We start from the raw sequence: 20,228 nt of genomic DNA, 5'->3' as shown, positions 1-20,228 counted from the left end.
AAGATCGAAACGTTAATAGGGCCAAACAACACTGCCTTACTAACTCCTTCTGGGCTTCGATGATCTGAAGCAACCCGCTGTCGAAACCTACATAACTCATTGTTTACCAAGGAGTTTTCCGTTTCGACTGCGCCGGAAGTGGGGCGAATTATAGACTTCCAGAATCTGCCGTCAACCCTTAATTCAGCTTTTCTATCAAATAGGCATTTCTGGCTAAAAACCGACCAACTTCCCTCCATATAGAGAGCCTCAACAACCCTCTATATAGAAGAGAAGCTTCAGATGACCCCGGCCTCCCTCAAAGCCGACACATTCGCTGGCGTCAAACCCAGCACTTGCTGCAGCACCTGATGGGTATGCTCACCCAACAGCGGAGGTGCGCTGCGGTATTCAACAGGCGTCTTGGACAGGCGCATAGGACTTGCCACCTGGGGCACAGTACCAGCCAACGCATGAGGCAACTGCATCGCCAACCCGCGCGCTTTCACCTGAGGATCGGCAAACACCTGCGCCAGGTCATTGATCGGGCCGCAAGGCACACCTACTCGCTCCAGCTGAGCTACCCATTCAGCCGTGCTCTTGAACACGGTAGCCTGACGGATCAACGGAATCAGCACCGCCCTGTTAGCCACTCGCAGCTTATTAGTAGCAAACCTAGGATCATCCGCCCACTGGGGCTGCCCAGCCACTTCGGCAAATTTGCGGAACTGCCCATCATTACCCACAGTAAGAATGAAGTCGCCATCCGCCGTAGGAAAATCCTGATAGGGAACGATATTCGGATGAGCGTTACCCAGGCGCTTTGGAGAGACGCCCGTCGTCAGGTAGTTCATCGCCTGATTAGCCAGACAAGCCACCTGCACATCCAGCAACGCCATATCGATATGCTGGCCGCCACCATCATGATCCCGGTGAGCCATGGCCGCCAGGATCGCAACTGTCGAGTAAAGCCCCGTAAGAATATCCGTCAGCGCCACTCCAACCTTAACCGGCCCGGCGCCGTCTTCACCCTCCGGGCGGCCAGTCAGGCTCATCAGCCCGCCAAGCCCCTGGATCATGAAGTCGTAGCCCGCCCGCGTCGCATAGGGCCCGGTCTGACCAAACCCGGTAATCGAGCAGTAGATCAACTCCGGATTGATCTCCTTGAGCGACTCATAGTCCAACCCATAGGCCGCCAAGCCGCCTACCTTGAAGTTCTCGATCAGAATGTCGGACTTCGCCGCCAGGTCACGCACCAGCTTCTGGCCCTCCGGCCGCGTGAAGTCGATCGTCACCGATTCCTTGTTGCGATTGGCAGACAGGTAATACGCCGCCTCAGTGGTGTTTTCCCCATACGCATCCTTGAGGAAGGGTGGCCCCCAGGCACGAGTGTCGTCGCCATTCCCGGGCCGCTCGACCTTGATCACTTCAGCGCCAAGGTCTGCAAGTATCTGCCCGGCCCAAGGGCCCGCCAGCACTCGCGACAAATCCAGTACCCGCAGGTGCGAAAGCGCGCCCATGGTCGTTCTCCTATTAATAGAACGCCTGAATACCGGTTTGCGCTCGCCCCAGGATCAATGCATGCACGTCGTGAGTACCCTCATAGGTATTCACCACTTCAAGGTTGACCAGGTGGCGGGCAATGCCGAACTCATCCGAGATGCCGTTACCACCGAGCATGTCACGCGCCATCCGGGCAATGTCGAGCGACTTGCCACACGAGTTACGCTTCATGATCGAGGTGATTTCCACAGCCGCAGTGCCCTCATCCTTCATACGACCCAACCGCAGGCATCCTTGCAGCGCCAGGGTGATTTCAGTCTGCATGTCTGCGAGCTTCTTCTGGATCAGTTGAGTAGCCGCCAAAGGCCGCCCGAACTGCTGGCGATCAAGGGTGTACTGACGCGCGGTATGCCAGCAGAACTCCGCGGCCCCCAAGGCACCCCACGAGATCCCGTAGCGTGCCGAGTTAAGGCAAGTGAACGGTCCTTTCAGGCCACGCACATCCGGGAAGATGTTCTCTTCAGGAACAAACACGTTATCCATGACGATTTCACCGGTGATCGAGGCGCGCAATCCGACCTTGCCGTGGATCGCCGGAGCACTCAGGCCTTTCCAACCCTTTTCCAGAACGAAGCCGCGAATGTCGCCCGCATCGTCCTTGCCCCACACCACGAACACATCCGCAATCGGGCTGTTGGTAATCCACATCTTGCTGCCAGTGAGGCTGTAGCCGCCATCCACTTTGCGCGCGCGGGTAATCATCGCGCCCGGGTCGGAACCATGGTTAGGCTCGGTCAGGCCAAAGCAGCCAATCCATTCACCAGAGGCCAGCTTCGGCAGGTATTTCTGCTTTTGCGCTTCGGTACCGAATTCATTGATAGGCACCATCACCAGTGAGGACTGCACACTCATCATCGAACGGTAGCCAGAGTCCACACGCTCTACTTCACGAGCGATCAGGCCATAGCTGACGTAGTTCAATCCACTGCCACCGTACTGCTCTGGAATCATCGCCCCCAGCAGGCCGGTCTCACCCATTTCGCGGAAGATCGCAGGGTCAGTCTTTTCATGGCGGAAGGCTTCGAGAACACGGGGCGCCAGCTTGTCCTGGGCGAACTGTTGGGCACTGTCGCGCACCATGCGTTCTTCTTCGGTGAGCTGTGAATCCAGCAGCAGTGGATCGATCCAGTTGAAGCTTGCCTTACCGCCCATGAGTGAGTCCTCGCGAAGTAAATCAAAAGTCGTGCATGGAGCCTAGGCCGGGCAGGCGAGGAGGGCAAACGAGGATTTTGCATAGCCTTGTGCTAATTTCTCACTCCGTAACATTCAAAAGCGGCATAGATGCTCTTTACTTGTGAGGTCACGGTACATGCGCAGAAAGATTCCCAGCACCACAGCGCTGGTCAGTTTCGAGGCTGCAGCCCGCCACGAGAGCTTTACCAAGGCGGCACAGGAGCTTTCGATCACCCAGGGCGCAATCTGCCGACAAATCGCCAGTCTTGAGGAGTTTTTAAGTGTCGAGCTGTTTCGACGCTCGCGCCGGGGCGTGAAACTGACAGAAGCAGGGCTTTCCTACAGTCGCCGGGTGGCTACGCAACTTGACGCCGTGGAACGCGACACCCTTTCGATCATGGGACAGCAGGGCACCAACGTTATTGAACTGGCGGTGGTCCCGACGTTCGGCACCCAATGGCTGATCCCACGCCTCAAGGACTTTCAGCACCAGCATCCCGAAGTCACCGTCAACCTGACCAACCGCACACGGCCTTTCCTGTTCGCCGATACCGAATTCGACGCGGCAATCTACTTTGGCGATGCCGACTGGTCCGGTACCGAATCCCACAAACTGATGGGAGAAAACCCGCTCCCGGTATGCAGCCAGCGCTTGCTGGACGGTCGCACGCACTTCACTGCACACGAAATCGCCGAACTGCCCCTGCTGCAACAAACCACTCGACCCTATGCCTGGCGCCAGTGGTTCAACGCGCAACAGCTGGACATACCCCGCGACATGACAGGCCCGCGTTACGAGCTATTCTCCATGTTGTCCCAGGCAGCCATGCACGATATGGGCATTGCACTGATACCGCCGTTCCTTATTCAAAGGGAACTGGGCGATGGGCACTTGGTGATTGCCAGCCCTCAGGTACTGGCGAGCTCAAAGGCTTACTACCTGATGATTCCCGAGAGAAAGGTCGAATCAGCTTCTCTGCATGCGTTCAGAGACTGGCTGATTGATCAGTCGCATCGTTACAACCCCAATATCTAAAGGGTCTTCGTCAATTTATTAACTTTGTAGTCAACAAAATAAAATACCTACATATGTATATATATGTCGCAATTTAGAAGACCGCATCTTTTGACCCTGAAATGGCCTTTAAGCCATGTAGGTATTGGCCTGTAGCCATAAAATTGCAGCGATGCCCAAGCATTCACGTCGGCGATGGAGAAGCGCTGATATTTCGGTAAAAACTCTTTAATCTCCTGTATTTAAACGACTTTAATCTATCCATTGCGACAATCGGTCACGGGGTGACTTGTAGTTAATTTTTTGTCACCCGTCATAATCTCTTGAAGGCCGTAAAGTTCGCCTGCAAAATGCCGCGCCCCGCTGTATTTCAGCGGGATCGTGCTGATCGGCCGCCCAGATTCGCCTGTCGTGGCGCACTGGCCTTTTACAAAAATCAAAGCAAAAAGATCATGCAGGAGATTTGACGTGCACATTGGTGTTCCTCTCGAAACCCAGACCGGTGAAACGCGGGTGGCTGCCACCCCGGAAACCATCAAGAAGCTGATCGGCCAGGGCCACAAGGTCACTGTGCAAAGCGGGGCAGGCATCAATGCCAGTGTCGTCGACAGTGCCTATGAAGCGGCAGGCGCAACCATTGGCAACGCCAGTGATGCATTCGGCGCCGAGTTGATCCTCAAGGTGGTCGCCCCCAATGACAGCGAACTGACGCTGATCAAAAGCGGCGCAGTGCTGGTGGGCATGCTCAATCCGTTCAGCAACGAAACCATCACTCGACTGGCCGAGCATGGCATCACGGCCTTTGCCCTTGAGGCCGCGCCGCGCACCTCCCGCGCGCAGAGCCTGGATGTGCTTTCTTCCCAGGCAAACATTGCCGGCTACAAGGCTGTACTGCTCGCCGCCCATCACTACCCACGCTTCATGCCAATGCTGATGACCGCCGCCGGTACGGTGAAAGCCGCTCGCGTGCTGATTCTTGGAGCTGGTGTAGCAGGGCTGCAGGCGATCGCTACCGCGAAACGCCTGGGTGCGGTCATCGAAGCGTCCGACGTGCGTCCGGCGGTAAAGGAACAGATCGAATCCCTCGGCGCCAAGTTCGTCGACGTGCCATACGAAACTGATGAAGAACGTGAATGCGCGGTTGGCGTGGGCGGTTACGCGCGCCCAATGCCAACAAGCTGGATGCAGCGCCAGGCCCTGGCCGTGCATGAACGTGCCAAGCAAGCCGACATCGTCATCACCACCGCATTGATTCCGGGTCGCAAGGCACCGACCCTGCTCAGCGCCGAGACCGTCGCACAGATGAAGCCAGGCTCGGTGGTCATCGACCTCGCCGCAGCCCAGGGCGGCAACTGCCCGCTGACCGTGGCAGACCAGGTGGTCGTGGAAAACGGTGTGACCATCTGCGGCCCGACCAACCTGGCCGGCGCCGTCGCCGCCGATGCCTCGGCGCTGTACGCACGCAACCTGCTGGACTTCCTGAAGCTGGTCTTCACCAAGGAAGGGCAGTTTGAAATCAACCTCGAAGACGACATCGTCGCCGCGTGCCTGATGTGCCGCGACGGCCAAGTCATCCGCAAAAACGCCTAAGCAGGGATTCAGACGATGGAAGAGCTTATTTCCCCCGGTATCTACAACCTGATCATCTTCGTGCTGGCGATTTATGTCGGTTATCACGTGGTCTGGAACGTCACCCCGGCCCTGCACACCCCGCTGATGGCCGTGACCAATGCGATTTCGGCGATCGTGATCGTCGGCGCCATGCTGGCTGCCGCACTCACCGTGACACCGCTGGGCAAGACCATGGGCACCCTGGCCGTGGCGCTCGCAGCGGTCAACGTGTTCGGTGGCTTCCTGGTTACCCGCAGGATGCTTGAGATGTTCAAGAAGAAAGCCCCGAAAGCAAAAGAAGAGGCGCCATCGTCATGAGCATGAATCTGGTCACGACGCTCTACCTGATCGCGTCGATCTGCTTTATCCAGGCCCTTAAAGGCCTGTCACACCCGACGACGTCCCGGCGCGGCAACCTGTTCGGCATGCTCGGCATGGCGCTGGCAGTGCTCACCACCGTGGGCCTTATCTATAAGCTCGGCGCCGAGCTGGCCACTGCCGGCATTGGCTACGTCATCGTTGGCCTGCTGGTCGGCGGCACCGCCGGCTCGATCATGGCCAAGCGCGTGGAAATGACCAAGATGCCGGAGCTGGTGGCGTTCATGCACAGCATGATCGGCCTGGCTGCAGTGTTTATCGCCATCGCCGCAGTCGTGGAACCACAGTCGCTGGGTATCGTGAAACACCTGGGGGATTCGATCCCCGCCGGTAACCGCCTGGAGTTGTTCCTCGGTGCAGCCATCGGTGCAATTACGTTCTCCGGCTCGGTCATCGCCTTCGGCAAGCTGTCGGGTAAGTACAAGTTCCGCCTGTTTCAGGGCGCACCGGTACAGTTCGGCGGTCAGCACAAGCTGAACCTGGTGCTGGGGCTGTTGACACTGGGCCTGGGCCTGGCCTTCATGTTCACCGGCAACCTCAGCGCCTTCGCATTGATGCTGGCCCTGGCGTTCGTGCTGGGAGTGCTGATCATTATCCCGATTGGCGGCGCCGACATGCCGGTGGTCGTCTCGATGCTCAACAGCTACTCCGGCTGGGCTGCGGCGGGGATCGGCTTCTCGCTGAACAACTCGATGCTGATCATCGCCGGTTCGCTGGTGGGTTCAAGCGGTGCGATCCTGTCGTACATCATGTGCAAGGCGATGAACCGCTCCTTCTTTAATGTACTGCTCGGCGGTTTCGGCAACACGGCAGACGCCGCCGGCCCGGCCGGCTCGAAAGAAGCGCGCCCGGTGAAATCCGGCTCGGCTGACGATGCAACCTTCCTGCTGACCAACGCCGATACCGTAATCATCGTACCGGGCTACGGCCTGGCGGTGGCACGGGCACAACATGCACTGAAAGAGCTGACCGAGAAGCTGACCCACCGCGGCGTGACCGTGAAGTACGCGATCCACCCGGTTGCAGGCCGTATGCCTGGTCACATGAACGTATTGCTGGCCGAGGCAGAAGTGCCTTACGACCAGGTGTTCGAGATGGAAGACATCAACTCCGAGTTCGGCCAGGCCGACGTGGTGCTGGTGCTAGGCGCCAACGATGTGGTCAACCCGGCCGCCAAGAACGATCCCAAGTCGCCCATCGCGGGCATGCCGATCCTCGAAGCGTTCAAGGCCAAGACCATCATCGTCAACAAGCGCTCGATGGCCAGCGGCTATGCCGGCCTGGACAACGAACTGTTCTACCTGGACAAGACCATGATGGTCTTCGGCGACGCCAAGAAGGTCATCGAAGACATGGTCAAGGCCGTCGAATAAACACTGCGCCAGCGCAATACCCAAAACCCTGGCCTTTAGTAGGCTGGGGTTTTTTATTGCCGGTAAAAACCGACAAAAGGCTCTAAATCGCTGCCTGGCATTCGACCATGGTAGCGGGACGAAATTTTTTGAAATCACTAGACTGCGCATCTTGCTTCCGTAGCCCGAGATAACAATCCATGTACCGTGATCGTATCCGCTTGCCTTCGTTGTTGAACAAGGTCATGAGCGCGGCTGACGCTGCCGCACTGATCCAGGACGGCATGACCGTCGGCATGAGCGGCTTCACCCGCGCCGGTGAGGCCAAGGCCGTGCCCCACGCCTTGGCCGAACGCGCCAAGACATCACCGCTGAAAATTACCCTGATGACCGGCGCCAGCCTGGGCAACGACCTGGACAAGCAACTGACCGAAGCCGGTGTACTGTCGCGACGCATGCCATTCCAGGTAGATAGCACCCTGCGCAAGGCGATCAACGCCGGCGAGGTGATGTTTATCGACCAGCATTTGTCGGAAACCGTCGAGCAGCTGCGCAACAATCAGCTCAAGCTACCGGACATCGCGGTGATCGAAGCCGTAGCGATCACCGAGCAAGGCCACATTGTGCCAACCACTTCCGTGGGCAACTCCGCCAGTTTCGCGATTTTCGCCAAGCAGGTGATCGTCGAGATCAACATGGCGCATAACCCGAACCTGGAAGGCCTGCACGACATCTATATCCCGAGCTATCGCCCGACCCGCACGCCAATTCCGCTGGTGGCCGTGGACGACCGTATCGGCAGCACCGCGATTCCGATTCCGCCGGAAAAGATCGTCGCGATCGTCATCACCAATCAGGCGGATTCGGCCTCCACCGTGACGCCGCCCGACAGCGACACCCAGTCGATCGCCAATCACCTGATCAACTTCCTTAAAGAAGAAGTCGACGCCGGACGCATGACCAACAAGCTCGGCCCACTGCAGGCAGGCATCGGCAACATTGCCAACGCGGTGATGTGCGGTTTGATCGAGTCGCCCTTCGAAGACCTGACGATGTATTCGGAAGTCCTCCAGGATTCCACATTCGACCTGATCGACGCAGGCAAGCTGAGCTTTGCCTCAGGCAGTTCGATCACATTGTCGGAACGGCGCAACGCCGACGTGTTCGGCAACCTGGAGCGCTACAAAGACAAATTGGTGCTGCGGCCCCAGGAAATCTCCAATCACCCGGAAGTGGTGCGGCGCCTGGGCATCATCGGCATTAACACCGCGCTGGAGTTCGACATCTATGGCAACGTCAACTCCACCCACGTCTGCGGCACCCGGATGATGAACGGAATTGGCGGCTCGGGCGACTTTGCGCGCAACGCGCACCTGGCGATCTTTGTCACCAAGTCGATTGCCAAGGCCGGCGCGATTTCCAGCGTGGTGCCAATGGTCAGCCATGTGGACCATACCGAGCATGACGTCGACATCCTCGTGACCGAGGTCGGCCTGGCGGACCTGCGGGGCCTGGCGCCGCGGGAGCGGGCCCGGGTCATCATCGACAACTGTGTGCACCCGGCGTACCGCGATGCCCTGAACACCTACTTCACCCAAGCCTGTGTGCTGGGCGGGCACACCCCGCATATCCTGCGAGAAGCACTGAGTTGGCACATCAACCTGGAAGAAACCGGGCATATGCTGAAGGCGTGATTGATACAGATTCGGGCTGATGTAAACACAGTTTCATCAGCCCGAGCTTCCGAGCCCAACTTTTATAAAAAACTGTACTGCTGTACCGGTCATTTCCTACCGAAATATCCTACCTCGAACTCCATAAACGCCTAAAACGCACCATAAAAGTGCCGACAGGTACAGTTGCCCCAATTTCGTACAGTACAGCCCCTATAAACAGTTAACTGGCCCCTCACAATACAGGTGAACTGTATCTAGAGAGTCTTGCGCGGGAGGAGGATCATTGGCACCAGTTAAACCACTACCTAATCCCGCCACAAGCGGAAGGATGTCATCATGGAACGTACACTCAGTTCCGATCTGTTCTTCGAAGAAAAAGCTGTAAACACCCAGGCTTCCCTGCCTCTGCGCGTTCTCGCCAACCTGATGTTGTGGCAGCGCCGCATCTCCAGCCGCCATCAACTGGCTCGTCTGGATTCGCGTCTGCTGGCTGACGCCGGTATCAGCGAAGCACAACGCTACGAAGAGCTGAGCAAGCCGTTCTGGCGCTAATTAGCGTCCGCTGGCCCTGACCCACCGGGTCCACCGCCAGCACTCCGAATTGTTAAAGCAGAACCCGCCCCGGGTAACCGGCGGCGGGTTCTGCTGTTTCTGGGCTTTGGATTTTCAATGGCGAAAACAGTCGGCTTTCTACAGACCGATACAGTTTAAAAAACATAACAATTAAGCAGTACAATTTAATCCGCGTGTATCTGTACCGGTAGCACCCTCCAGCCCAAGATGGTGTTCCAGGACCTCATGAAAGGCGCGCGTCATGAATACCAAAAACCAGCAACACCCTCGGTTGATACAGCTACTCAAGCGCACCGCTGCAGCACTCGTCTGCTGGGGGCAACGGGCCCGCACACGCAGGCTGCTGGCTCAACTGGATCCGCGGGAATTGTCCGATGCGGGTATCAGTCACGGCGACCGGGCATCTGAGCTGGCCAAATCGTTCTGGCGCGAGTAATCACCGCAGGAAGCTATCCGAACAGATAAGCGGCGGCTAATATCCGGCTACCACGTGGCGAACCCTGTAGAACGGGCGTCTGATGCCCATGGTCTCGCTGCTCAAGCAGTAGCTTTGTGCCACCCTTTCGTTCATTTACAGGAGTCACCCCATGTCCCGTCTTCACCTGCTGAGCGCTGCAGCCCTGCTGGCCCTGGCTGCCAATGCCAACGCCTCCAGCCTGATCGTGACCACGGATTCGATCGTCGGCGCACTGAAAGCCACCTCAGACGCCACCTCCGATGCCACTTCCTCCCTGCGTGACAACAAGGTCGTACGTGCCGCCCGTGACGACGCCGCCAGCTTCGTTGCCAGCGAAGGCGCCATCCGTGGCGTAAAACTGGAAAGCGCCCTGGCCCAGATCCGCCAACAGGCTCCACAACTGAATACCGCGACTGACGCGCAGCTGGCCCAGGCGATCCTGGCCATCTGACCGCAGGTGGGATAAGGGGGGCGCCAGGCGCTCCCCGAACCCTCCGCACTGGCTCTCGCCCGGGCATTGCGCTAGCCTTGGCGCTCGTTTTCAGTTGTCGAGTCCCATGGCTTTTTCATACCGCCTGTTGATCGCTCCCGTAGTGTTTTGCACCTGCTGGTCCACGCAAGCTCCGGCCTTTGACCTGTCCACCCAGAGCCTCGTTGTCAGTGCGTATGCCACCAGCAAAGTGACCTCCGCACCGTTCGACCATAAACTGATACTGGCCGCCCAGGATGACGCTGCCGCTTTCATTGCCACTGACGGCCAATGGCGGGGAGCCCGACTGGAATCAGCGCTGGATTATCTGCGCCATACCCAGCCAAAACTTAACGCCAGTGACCTTGAACTGGCGCAAGCAATTCTCGTCCAATAATCATCTTTGTATTTCGGAGTCATTCCATGCGTAGCCCGCTGATCGCCGCCGCTCTCGGCCTGCTGTTGTTGGCCGGTGTTGCCCAGGCACAAACCCTGAAGGCCACCAGTAACATCATCGTTCGAGCCTCGGCCCGTACCATCGATTTCACCTCGGACACCACCACGTCCATCCGCGACTCCAAAGTCGTACGCGAAGCCCACGACGATGCCGCCAGTTTCGTTGCCAGCAATGGCGAGATTCGTGGCGCTCAACTGGAAGCCGCCTTCGACACCCTGCGAACCCGCGTGCCGGAAGCCCGCGACGCCAGCGACCAGGTTCTCGCCGAAGCTATCCTCTCTCTGTGAGGCGCGTTGCCGCCTGGCTACTGGCCGGCACCTTGCTGCTGGGCGCCAGCGCGGCTCAGGCCGCCCTGCAACTGCGGCTCAAGACCGATGGCTTGAGCCCGGCCCAGCAGCAGGCGAGCCAGGCATTGCTGGATGAAGCGATGCAGGCGTTGCCGCCGCGCTTCATCGAGCAACTGGACCGGACCATCGACGTCGGCTGGACCGACAAGATGCCCGAGAACGCCTACGGCCAGGCTTCGCTGGTGTCCGAACTGGACCTCAACAGCAACTTGCTGGAAAGCCTTACCGACGGCAGTGCCGCGACGCAAAAAACCAATCGCCCCCACGGCACCGTGCGCCGGGAAATGCTCGCCACCGTGCTGCATGAACTGACCCACATCTATGACCGTGCCCGCCTGTGGTCCAGCGCCGACCGCAAGCTGATCCAGCGTTGCAGCCGCCAGAACAACATCACCGGCCTGATCGGCCTGCCCGATCAATGCCGGGGCCAGAACGACCGCCGCTTTACCCTCAGCGATGACCCACGCCTGCTGGACCTCGCCGGGTGGCCGCAATACGTCGGCCGTCGCGGCGAACGTGAACAGAACAATCATCAGGTCGCCCGCAGCCCGGACATCTACGAAACCACCAGCCCGCTGGAATTCGTCGCCGTCAACATGGAGTACTTCCTCCTCGACCCGAGCTATGCCTGCCGCCGGCCTTCGCTGTACCGCTATTACAAGGAACACTTTGGCTGGGCGCCGCCCGCCAAGGACACCTGTGCCAAAACCTACGCCTTCCTCAACGCCGGCAACGACTTCGCCAAGACTCCACTGGGCCAGGTCGACCCCGAGCGGGTCTACGAAATCGACTACCTGCTGGCCGAAGCCAACCAGAACCTCGTGAGTCGCTGGGGCCACAGCATGCTGCGCCTGGTGATCTGCGCCCCCGGCCGGCCACGGGGCCCGGACTGCCGCCTGGACCTGGACCAGCACCTGGTGTTGTCCTACCGCGCGTTTGTCGGTGACGTACAACTGTCGAGCTGGGACGGCCTGATCGGCAAATACCCGTCGCGGCTGTTCGTGCTGCCGCTGTCTCAGGTCATTGACGAGTACACCAAGACCGAGCTGCGCGGCCTGGCGTCGGTGCCGTTGAAGCTCACGCGCCAGGAGATCAACGATACCGTCGAACACGCCGCCGAAATGCACTGGAGCTACGACGGCAACTACTTCTTCATCTCCAACAACTGCGCAGTAGAGAGCCTGAAACTGTTACGCAGCGGCAGCGCCAACCCGCAGCTGACCGGCCTGGACAACATCACGCCCAATGGCCTGCTGGAAGTCCTCAAGGGCCGAGGCCTGGCCGATACCAGTGTGCTGGACGACAAAAAACGCGCGCTGCGCCTCGGCTATCACTTCGACTCCTTCCGCGAGCGCTACCAGGCGATGTTCGAGGTGTTGAAAAAGCGCCTGCCGATCAAACAGGCTGAAGTGGAGGATTGGTTGTCACTGAGTGCCGAAGAGCGCCGCCCATGGTTCGCCGAAGCCGACCTGCGCGCCAGCGCCGCCTTGTTGCTGCTGGAACAGGCGAGCTTCCGCAAGCAGCTCATGCTGGCCCAGGATGAAGTCAAGCAACGCTACCTTGGCGCCCGCGAGCTGAAGAACGGCGGCATGGAAAAGGCCAACGCGACGTTGCAGCAGATCCTCGCCAACAGTGGCTTCCTCAGTCGCCCGGCAGAGCTGCTGGGCACCAGCGGTTACGGCTTGCCACAACCAACAGAATCCAAACGCCTGGAATCAGAAAGCGCCGCGCGCCAGAAGCAGTTGCAGTCGCTGACCGGCGATCTGGACAAAGAGGTGAGGGCGCTGCTGGAACCGGCCCGCGCGGCGGAGATTGCCGCATGTGAAGCCAACCTCAAGCAGCTAGGCGAGCACTTGCGCGCACTGCACAAGGCCTCCGGCGGGTTCGAACTACCCTAGAGCGCTTCTCCGGCTTCTTCCGGTAGTTGCTCATCCAGGTGTAACCACGGCAATCGGCTCTCTACCCAGATATGCCGATCTGCCGGGGCCAGCTCCGGGTGATCCAGGGTTGCGATGGTCACATCGATACTCTCGGCACTCAGTTGCGTTACCAGCGCCAAATGCGCCCCACAGTTAGAACAGAAATACCGCACGCATGTCGGCGAAGATTCGTACTGCGCCGGCGTTCCCGCCACCCAGGCGAACGCGGAACGGGGCAGGGTGATCCAGGTCGTCACCAAGCCGCCGCTGACCCGTCGGCAAATCGAACAGTGGCAGTGGGCAATATCCACCAACGCCCCGCTGAACTGATAACGCACCCGCCCGCAATGGCAGCCGCCTTGGTGTTGCTCATGCATGCTCTGTCTCCCACATCCTTATTTCATACAGGACCAGTCGTCCATTCAACGTAGCCCGTTTCTCAAGCGAAAGCTGGCTGAAAGCTTCCGGGACTAGGATCGCCCACCACTACCGGCAACAGACCGGTTGTTAACAACAACAATGGTGATTCCCGATGTCCGCCCGTACCCGCCTGTTTGCCCCGACTCCACCCGTACGCCTCGTGCCTTTCGTTCTGCGCTGACCCAACCGGTTCGCCATTCCCTAGCCGCGCTACGCCTGGAGTATTCCTATGCTGACTTTCCTTGGCTTTGCCATGGTCATCACGTTCATGTTCCTGATCATGACCAAGCGCCTGTCTGCGCTGATCGCCCTGATCATCGTACCGATCCTGTTCGCGCTGTTCGGCGGCTTTGCCCCGCAGATCGGCCCGATGATGCTCGCGGGCATCACCAAGCTTGCGCCGACCGGCGTAATGCTGATGTTTGCCATCCTCTATTTCGCCTTGATGATCGACTCCGGCCTGTTCGACCCGGCCGTGCGCAAGATCCTCAAGCTGGTCAAGGGCGACCCGCTGAAGGTCTCGGTCGGCACCGCCGTGCTGGCCCTGGTGGTATCACTGGACGGAGACGGCGCCACCACCTACATGATCTGCGTGGCCGCCATGCTGCCGCTGTACCAGCGCATCGGCATGAGCCCGCGGATCATGGCCGGCCTGATCATCCTCGCCGGTGGGGTGATGAACATGACCCCATGGGGTGGCCCGACCGCCCGCGCCGCCAGTGCATTGCACGTGGACCCATCGGATATTTTCGTACCGATGATTCCAGCCATGGCCGCCGGCGTCGTCGCCATCCTGGTGATTGCCTATATGTACGGCAAGCGCGAACGGGCACGCCTGGGCGAGTTGCACCTGCAAGGCGATGAAATCGACCACAGCGAAATCAGCGTCTCGCAATACCCGGACGCCCGCCGTCCGAAACTGATCTGGTTCAACGGCGCACTGACCTTCGCCCTGATGTGCACCTTGATCGCCGGCCTGTTGCCACTGCCGGTACTGTTCATGGTGGCCTTCAGTATCGCGATGATCGTCAACTACCCGTGCCTGCAGATGCAGAAAGACCGGATCGCCGCCCATGCCGGCAGCGTCCTGGCGGTCACCGGCCTGATCTTCGCCGCCGGTATCTTCACCGGCATCCTGTCCGGTACCGGCATGGTCGATGCCATGTCCAAGAGCCTGCTGGCCGTCATCCCTGACGCGCTGGGGCCTTATCTGGCCGTGATCACCGCGCTGGTGAGCATGCCGTTTACCTTCTTCATGTCCAACGATGCCTTCTACTACGGCGTTCTGCCGGTACTGGCCGAAGCCGCCAGCCACTACGGCATCACTGCCGTGGAAATGGCCCGCGCCTCGATCGTTGGCCAGCCTGTGCACTTGTTGAGCCCACTGGTTCCATCGACCTACTTGCTGGTAGCCCTGGCGGGTATCGAATTTGGCGATCACCAGCGCTTCACCCTCAAGTGGGCGGTGCTGGTGTGCCTGTGCATAATGGTCGCCGCTTTGCTGATGGGGATTTTTCCGCTGTTCAGCACTCTATAATCGTACAACTCACTGCGCCGGCTCTTAAGGCTGGCGCGGTCTAACACTCGCTCAAAGGAATACACATGGAATGGCTGACCAATCCGGAAATCTGGATTGCCTTCTTCACCCTGACGGCCCTCGAGATCGTCCTGGGCATCGATAACATCATCATGATTTCGATCCTGGTCAGCCGCATGCCCAAGCACATGCAGGCGCGTACCCGGATCTTCGGCCTGGCGCTGGCGATGGTCACGCGGATCCTGTTGCTGCTGTCGATCACTTGGGTCATGCGCCTCACCGACGATCTGTTCGTGGTGTTCGGCCAAGGCATTTCCGGCCGCGACCTGATCCTGTTCTTCGGTGGCCTGTTCCTGCTGTGGAAAAGCTCCCAGGAGATGTACCACGCCCTGGAAGGTGAAGACGAAACCCACGACGAGCCGAAGGGCGCCGGTGGCAAGTTCATCTACACCATCATCCAGATCGCGATCATCGACATCGTGTTCTCCCTGGACTCGGTGATTACCGCCGTTGGTATGGTTTCCCACGTACCGGTGATGGTGGCCGCGATCATCGTCGCCGTACTCGTGATGATGCTGGCCGCTGGCACCATCAGCGATTTCATCGACAAACACCCGTCGCTGAAGATGCTGGCGCTGTCGTTCCTGCTGGTGGTAGGTACCGTACTGATCGCCGAAGCCTTCGACGTTCACGTGCCAAAAGGCTACGTTTACTTCGCCATGGCGTTCTCGCTGGCGGTTGAAGCGGTGAACATCAAGATGCGTACCGCCATCGCGAAAAAGAAGAAACAGCAGGACCCTGTGAAACTGCGCAAGGACATTCCGGGTCAATAACCTGGACCCGCTGCTGAAAAAGGGGCTTTAGAGCCCCTTTTTTTCATCTGCAAAAAGCTGATTTCATGACAGTTTTGTTTCAATCCCGACTTTAGCTATGCGATGCTGGCGCCGAGCCCATTCGCCAACTACAGCTTAAGTACAAGACGTAGAACGGCACGCGGCACTATTCACTTGCTCCGATTGGAACACGACTCAACACAGGGGGCCCAGCATGCTGACCCTGCTCAATCTGCTTTCCGCGGTAACCCTGCTGATCTGGGGCACGCACATCGTCCGTACCGGCATCCTGCGGGTCTACGGCTCCAACTTGCGCCAGGTCATCGGGCAGAACATGTCCAAGCGCTGGCTGGCGTTTATCGCCGGCATCCTGGTGACGGCCATGGTGCAAAGCAGCAACGCCACGGCGATGCTGGTGACTTCGTTTGTCGGCCAGGGCCTGATGGGCCTGATGCCCGCCCTGGCGACCATGCTCGGTGCCGATGTCGGTACCGCGCTGATGGCCCGGGTGCTGACCTTTGACCTGTCGTGGCTGTCGCCGCTGTTGATTTTCCTCGGGGTGATTTTCTTCCTGTCGCGCAAACAGACACGCGCCGGGCAGATGGGCCGTGTCGGGATCGGCCTCGGGCTGATCATCCTTGCGCTGCAACTGATCGTCGAAGCCGCGGGCCCGATCACCCACGCGCAGGGCGTCAAGGTCCTGTTCGCCTCGCTGACCGGCGACATCTTGCTCGATGCCCTGGTCGGCGCACTGTTCGCGATGATTTCCTACTCCAGCCTGGCCGCCGTCCTGCTGACCGCGACCCTCGCCGGTGCCGGCGTGATCGGCCTGCACGTGGCCATCGGCCTGGTGATCGGCGCCAACATCGGCAGCGGCGTGCTGGCCTTCCTCAGCACCAGCATGCAGAACGCCGCCGGGCGCCAGGTGGCCCTGGGCAGCCTGCTGTACAAGCTGATCGGCTTGCTGCTGATCATCCCGGTACTCGACCCGCTGGTCGGCTGGATGGATAACCTGGACTACAGCGCCCAAGGCATGGTGATCACCTTCCACCTGCTCTATAACGTTACTCGCTGCCTGATCCTGCTGCCCACCATCGGCCCGATGTCCCGCTTGTGCGCCTGGTTGCTCCCGGAACGCGAAGAGGTCAACGGCTTGGCCAAGCCGCGCCACCTGGACCTGGCAGCACTCGCCACCCCAAGCCTGGCACTGGCCAACGCCGCCCGCGAAACCCTGCGCCTGGGCGACCTGATCGACAACATGCTGACCTCGATGCTGGAAGTGCTGCGCGGCAAGCAAACCGCCATCACCCAGGAAATGCGCAGCCTGAGCGACGATGTCGAGGCGCTCTACAGCGCGATCAAGCTCTACCTCGCGCAAATGCCCCGGGAAGACCTCAGCGAGCAGGACAGCCGACGCTGGGCCGAGATCATCGAACTGTCGATCAACCTGAAACTGGCCGGCGACCTGATCGAACGCATGCTGCGCAAGGTCCAGCAGCAAAAGACCTCCCAGCGCCGCTCATTCTCCGAAGTCGGCCTGGAGGAACTCGCGGGCCTGCAAACCCAACTGATCGCCAACCTGCGCCTGGGGCTCTCGGTGTTCCTTAGTGCCGACCCGGAAAGCGCCCGGCAACTGCTGCGGGAAAAGCGTCGCTTTCGCGCCCAGGAGCGTCGCCTGGCCCACGCCCACGTCAGCCGCTTGCAACGTAAAATCGTACAGAGCCTGGAGACCAGTTCCCTGCACCTGGAGCTGATTGCCGACATGAAGCGTCTCAACTCGCTGTTCTGCAGCAGCGCTTATGTGGTGCTGGAAACCACCGACACCGGCGCCCTCTCGGCGGACGATATTGCCGACATCACCCATTCGCCCTGAACGTACGACGGCGAGTGAAGTCAGTTAACAACGGACCTCACTCGCCAGGAAGCCTGTTATGCGTCGCCTGCTATTCGCCTGCCTGCTCATGGGTTCGGCACACACCTTTGCCTTTGACCGCCTGCAAGTCGAGGGCTACACCCTGCCCAACGGCCTGCAATTGCTGCTCAAGCCGGGCACCGAACGCGGCCATGTGGCAATTCGCCTGGTGGTGGGTGTGGGCCTGGATGACTTCAGTTGCGAAGACAAGGAACTGCCGCACCTGCTGGAGCATTTGCTGTTCAGCGGGATCGACGGTGGCGGCGAAGGTGAGCTGGAAGAACGCATGCAAGCCCTCGGCGGCGACTGGAACGCCTACACCAGCAATGCCGACACCACTTTCGTCATCGAGGCTCCGGCGCAGAACCAGCGCAAGGTGCTCGACCTGCTGCTGGCCATCATCACCCGCACCCAACTGACCGACGCCAACATCAATGCCGCCAAACAGGTGGTGGAGCGCGAAGACGGCGGCCATTACTCACACCTGCAACGGCTGCTGGACCGCCAGGACCTCGGCCACAAGGCCAGCAGTCAGCTTGCCGTCGAACTGGGGCTCAAATGCGCCGAGCGGGCCGAAGTCGAGCACCTGACCCGCGACCAGTTGGAAAAGCTGCGCAAGGCCTGGTACGCCCCCAACAACATGACCCTGATCATCGTCGGCGACCTCGACAAGCTGCTGCCGGCCTATCTCGAACGCACCTACGGCGCACTGGATCCGGTTGACCCCAGCGAACATCGCCCGTTGCCGGAGATTCAACACGCCGCCGCCGTCCGCCGCGACCTGATCCACGGCTGGGTCGGTGACAACGCCAAGCTGCACTGGTTATTCCCCGAGCCGGTGCTGGACGACCAGTACGATGAAACCTTCGACCTGCTCAAGGACTACCTGGATTGGGCGCTGTATCGTCAATTGCGCTTGCAGCACGGCTTGTCCTATGGCCCATGGAGCGAGCGCGAAGTGCTGGGCGGTGTCGGCTTCATGAGCCTCAACGCCGACCTTGAACGCGACAACCTGCCCGAAGCCGAGCACGTGCTGGAAACCCTCAGGGCCCAACTGCTCAAGGACGGCCTCGACCCGGCCACCTTCGCCCGCCTGCAACAAGCCGCCATTGCCCGCCAGGCGTGGGCCGTTCAAGGCAACAGCGCGTTGGCCGACTATTACTGGAGTGCCTCGGGCGACTACGCCAAAGGGCATTTCAGCGACCCGGCCAAGCGCATCAAGGCCGTCAGCCTGGAGCAAGCCAACCAGGCCATGCGCGAGTTGTTCAAGCAGAACGGCTACTGGCGCATCGAGAAACCGTTGTTCAGCTACGATAGCCTCAACTGGATCGCCGCAGGCGCACTGGGGCTGATTGCGATTGTGTTACTAGGCGTGTGGCGTTATCGCAAAGGGATTGCGTAATCGGGCCCCGAGAAAACGGCTAAAACGTTATTCTGTCTGGGATTTTTCCTACAAAGACTGTGAACTGCCGAATGCCTATCCTGACCCACACCATCCAGCGCATCCTCGAGCTGATGAAGCGCTACCCAGGGGTGATTGCACTCGGCGGTTTCATCTCGGGTGTGGGCAGCTTCATCCTGGTGGATCGCCAGCAAGGCATGGCCAGCTGGATCGCGATCATCATGCTGGTGAGCTGGTTATGGCTGATGCTCGAAAACAGCCTCACCCAGCTGTTCAGCAAAGTCTTCAAACGGGAAATCCCCGAACCGCTGCTGCGCTACGCCACGCAGATGATCCATCAGGAAAGCCTGTTTTTTGTGCTGCCGTTCTTTTTTGTCACCACCACCTGGAACAGCGGCCAGTCGATCTTTACCGGCCTGCTGGGCGCGGCGGCACTGGTATCGATCACCGACCCGCTGTACTACAAGTGGCTGGCACCCAAGCGCTCGCTGTTTCTCGCACTGCACACCCTGACCCTGTTCGCAGCCCTGCTGACCGCGCTGCCGATCATCCTGCACCTGACCACCGCCGAGAGTTACAAACTGGCCCTCGGCGTGGCAATGGCGCTCTCTATCCCGAGCCTGGCCGTGAGCCTGCCGCTGCGTAGCATCAAGGGCTGGGCGATGCTGTTGGGGGTTACCGCAGCGATTGGTTGCGCCGGCTGGTTCCTGCGCACTTGGGTGCCGCCCGCGACGCTGTGGATGACCGAAGTGGCCATCAGCACCCAATTGCAGGACCGCACGCCCGGCGATGACCTGAAAGAAGTCAGCGCCGCCCAACTGCGCAGCAGCGGGCTGTATGCCTACACCGCGATCAACGCGCCGCGCGGCCTGGATGAGCGGATCTACCATGTGTGGAAATTCAACGGCAAGGAGGTCGACCGCATCGCCCTGGACATCCATGGTGGGCGCAAGGAAGGCTATCGGGCCTGGACCCACAAGCAGAACTTCCCCCCCGACTCGGTAGGACGCTGGCAGGTACGGGTGCTGACCGAAGATGGCCAAGTGATCGGCGTGTTGCGCTTCAAGGTGACTGACCCCGGTCAGGGCGCTACAACGCCAGACGCGCCAAAGTAGGCAGGATCGTGCTATTACGTAGGAATTCTGGAATAGCCAA

The 20,228-nt window shown here is 59.7% G+C and carries 19 protein-coding genes; 16 read left to right on the top strand and 3 right to left on the bottom strand.

Features of this window, described 5'->3' with window-relative positions; translation table 11 throughout:
* Positions 1-278: 278 nt before the first annotated feature.
* Both HX818_RS15575 and HX818_RS15570 read right to left on the bottom strand, forming a co-directional pair.
* On the bottom strand, positions 279-1,499 hold the full coding sequence (locus HX818_RS15575; protein ID WP_003214741.1) for a CaiB/BaiF CoA-transferase family protein: 1,221 nt from the start codon (positions 1,497-1,499) through the stop codon (positions 279-281).
* A gap of 13 nt (positions 1,500-1,512) precedes the next feature.
* Positions 1,513-2,694 (bottom strand): acyl-CoA dehydrogenase, encoded by a 1,182-nt coding sequence (locus HX818_RS15570; RefSeq protein ID WP_003214743.1) that lies wholly within the window; start codon positions 2,692-2,694, stop codon positions 1,513-1,515.
* 157 nt (positions 2,695-2,851) lie between these two features.
* Here HX818_RS15570 and HX818_RS15565 point away from each other — a divergent pair, with 157 nt between their 5' ends.
* The 11 genes from HX818_RS15565 to HX818_RS15515 all read left to right on the top strand — a co-directional run bounded on the left by HX818_RS15565 (position 2,852) and on the right by HX818_RS15515 (position 12,948).
* Positions 2,852-3,751 (top strand): LysR family transcriptional regulator, encoded by a 900-nt coding sequence (locus HX818_RS15565; protein WP_177008996.1) that lies wholly within the window; start codon positions 2,852-2,854, stop codon positions 3,749-3,751.
* A 447-nt stretch (positions 3,752-4,198) separates the two neighbouring features.
* Positions 4,199-5,320: a Re/Si-specific NAD(P)(+) transhydrogenase subunit alpha gene (locus HX818_RS15560; RefSeq protein WP_003214747.1), complete on the top strand. Its 1,122-nt coding sequence runs from the start codon at positions 4,199-4,201 to the stop codon at positions 5,318-5,320.
* 15 nt (positions 5,321-5,335) lie between these two features.
* The gene (locus tag HX818_RS15555) at positions 5,336-5,659 is read left to right on the top strand and encodes an NAD(P) transhydrogenase subunit alpha (protein ID WP_008439664.1); all 324 of its coding nucleotides are present in this window, start codon (positions 5,336-5,338) and stop codon (positions 5,657-5,659) included.
* Positions 5,656-7,092, top strand: a complete 1,437-nt coding sequence (locus HX818_RS15550) for an NAD(P)(+) transhydrogenase (Re/Si-specific) subunit beta (protein ID WP_003214748.1) — start codon at positions 5,656-5,658, stop codon at positions 7,090-7,092. The genes HX818_RS15555 and HX818_RS15550 overlap by 4 nt, the downstream gene beginning before the upstream one ends.
* A gap of 179 nt (positions 7,093-7,271) precedes the next feature.
* Entirely contained in the window at positions 7,272-8,765 is a 1,494-nt protein-coding gene (locus HX818_RS15545) for an acetyl-CoA hydrolase/transferase family protein (protein ID WP_087694539.1), read from the top strand.
* Positions 8,766-9,083: 318 nt separating this feature from the next.
* Entirely contained in the window at positions 9,084-9,299 is a 216-nt protein-coding gene (locus HX818_RS15540) for a DUF1127 domain-containing protein (RefSeq protein WP_003214752.1), read from the top strand.
* A 262-nt stretch (positions 9,300-9,561) separates the two neighbouring features.
* Positions 9,562-9,756 carry a DUF1127 domain-containing protein gene (locus HX818_RS15535; protein WP_003214754.1) on the top strand — a complete coding sequence of 65 codons (195 nt, stop codon included), beginning with the start codon at positions 9,562-9,564 and terminating at the stop codon, positions 9,754-9,756.
* A 151-nt stretch (positions 9,757-9,907) separates the two neighbouring features.
* A complete protein-coding gene (locus HX818_RS15530; protein WP_008439660.1) occupies positions 9,908-10,228 on the top strand; it encodes a DUF2388 domain-containing protein in 321 nt (106 codons plus the stop codon).
* A 106-nt stretch (positions 10,229-10,334) separates the two neighbouring features.
* A complete protein-coding gene (locus tag HX818_RS15525; protein ID WP_008439654.1) occupies positions 10,335-10,643 on the top strand; it encodes a DUF2388 domain-containing protein in 309 nt (102 codons plus the stop codon).
* Positions 10,644-10,669: 26 nt separating this feature from the next.
* Entirely contained in the window at positions 10,670-10,990 is a 321-nt protein-coding gene (locus tag HX818_RS15520) for a DUF2388 domain-containing protein (protein ID WP_003214760.1), read from the top strand.
* Positions 10,987-12,948: a DUF4105 domain-containing protein gene (locus tag HX818_RS15515; RefSeq protein ID WP_177008997.1), complete on the top strand. Its 1,962-nt coding sequence runs from the start codon at positions 10,987-10,989 to the stop codon at positions 12,946-12,948. The genes HX818_RS15520 and HX818_RS15515 overlap by 4 nt, the downstream gene beginning before the upstream one ends.
* Here the strand turns inward: HX818_RS15515 and HX818_RS15510 are convergent.
* Positions 12,945-13,346 (bottom strand): GFA family protein, encoded by a 402-nt coding sequence (locus tag HX818_RS15510; protein ID WP_008439652.1) that lies wholly within the window; start codon positions 13,344-13,346, stop codon positions 12,945-12,947. The two genes, HX818_RS15515 and HX818_RS15510, sit on opposite strands and share 4 nt — an antisense overlap.
* Before the next feature lie 272 nt (positions 13,347-13,618).
* Between HX818_RS15510 and HX818_RS15505 the strand changes: the two genes are divergently transcribed.
* The 5 genes from HX818_RS15505 to HX818_RS15485 all read left to right on the top strand — a co-directional run bounded on the left by HX818_RS15505 (position 13,619) and on the right by HX818_RS15485 (position 20,188).
* Positions 13,619-14,926, top strand: a complete 1,308-nt coding sequence (locus tag HX818_RS15505) for a CitMHS family transporter (RefSeq protein WP_003214766.1) — start codon at positions 13,619-13,621, stop codon at positions 14,924-14,926.
* 65 nt (positions 14,927-14,991) lie between these two features.
* Positions 14,992-15,759 (top strand): TerC family protein, encoded by a 768-nt coding sequence (locus HX818_RS15500; RefSeq protein WP_003214768.1) that lies wholly within the window; start codon positions 14,992-14,994, stop codon positions 15,757-15,759.
* A 214-nt stretch (positions 15,760-15,973) separates the two neighbouring features.
* The gene (locus HX818_RS15495; RefSeq protein ID WP_087694542.1) at positions 15,974-17,632 is read left to right on the top strand and encodes a Na/Pi cotransporter family protein; all 1,659 of its coding nucleotides are present in this window, start codon (positions 15,974-15,976) and stop codon (positions 17,630-17,632) included.
* Between the two features lie 58 nt (positions 17,633-17,690).
* Positions 17,691-19,073 carry a pitrilysin family protein gene (locus HX818_RS15490; RefSeq protein ID WP_003214772.1) on the top strand — a complete coding sequence of 461 codons (1,383 nt, stop codon included), beginning with the start codon at positions 17,691-17,693 and terminating at the stop codon, positions 19,071-19,073.
* Positions 19,074-19,144: 71 nt separating this feature from the next.
* Entirely contained in the window at positions 19,145-20,188 is a 1,044-nt protein-coding gene (locus HX818_RS15485; RefSeq protein WP_003214774.1) for a DUF5924 family protein, read from the top strand.
* Positions 20,189-20,228: the final 40 nt, after the last annotated feature.

Origin of the sequence: Pseudomonas sp. F9001 (genome assembly GCF_013385435.1) — a bacterium.
Classification (GTDB): Bacteria; Pseudomonadota; Gammaproteobacteria; order Pseudomonadales; family Pseudomonadaceae; genus Aquipseudomonas.
Note: the sequence above shows the minus strand (reverse complement) of the source record. Positions and strands in the feature narration are given on the sequence as shown.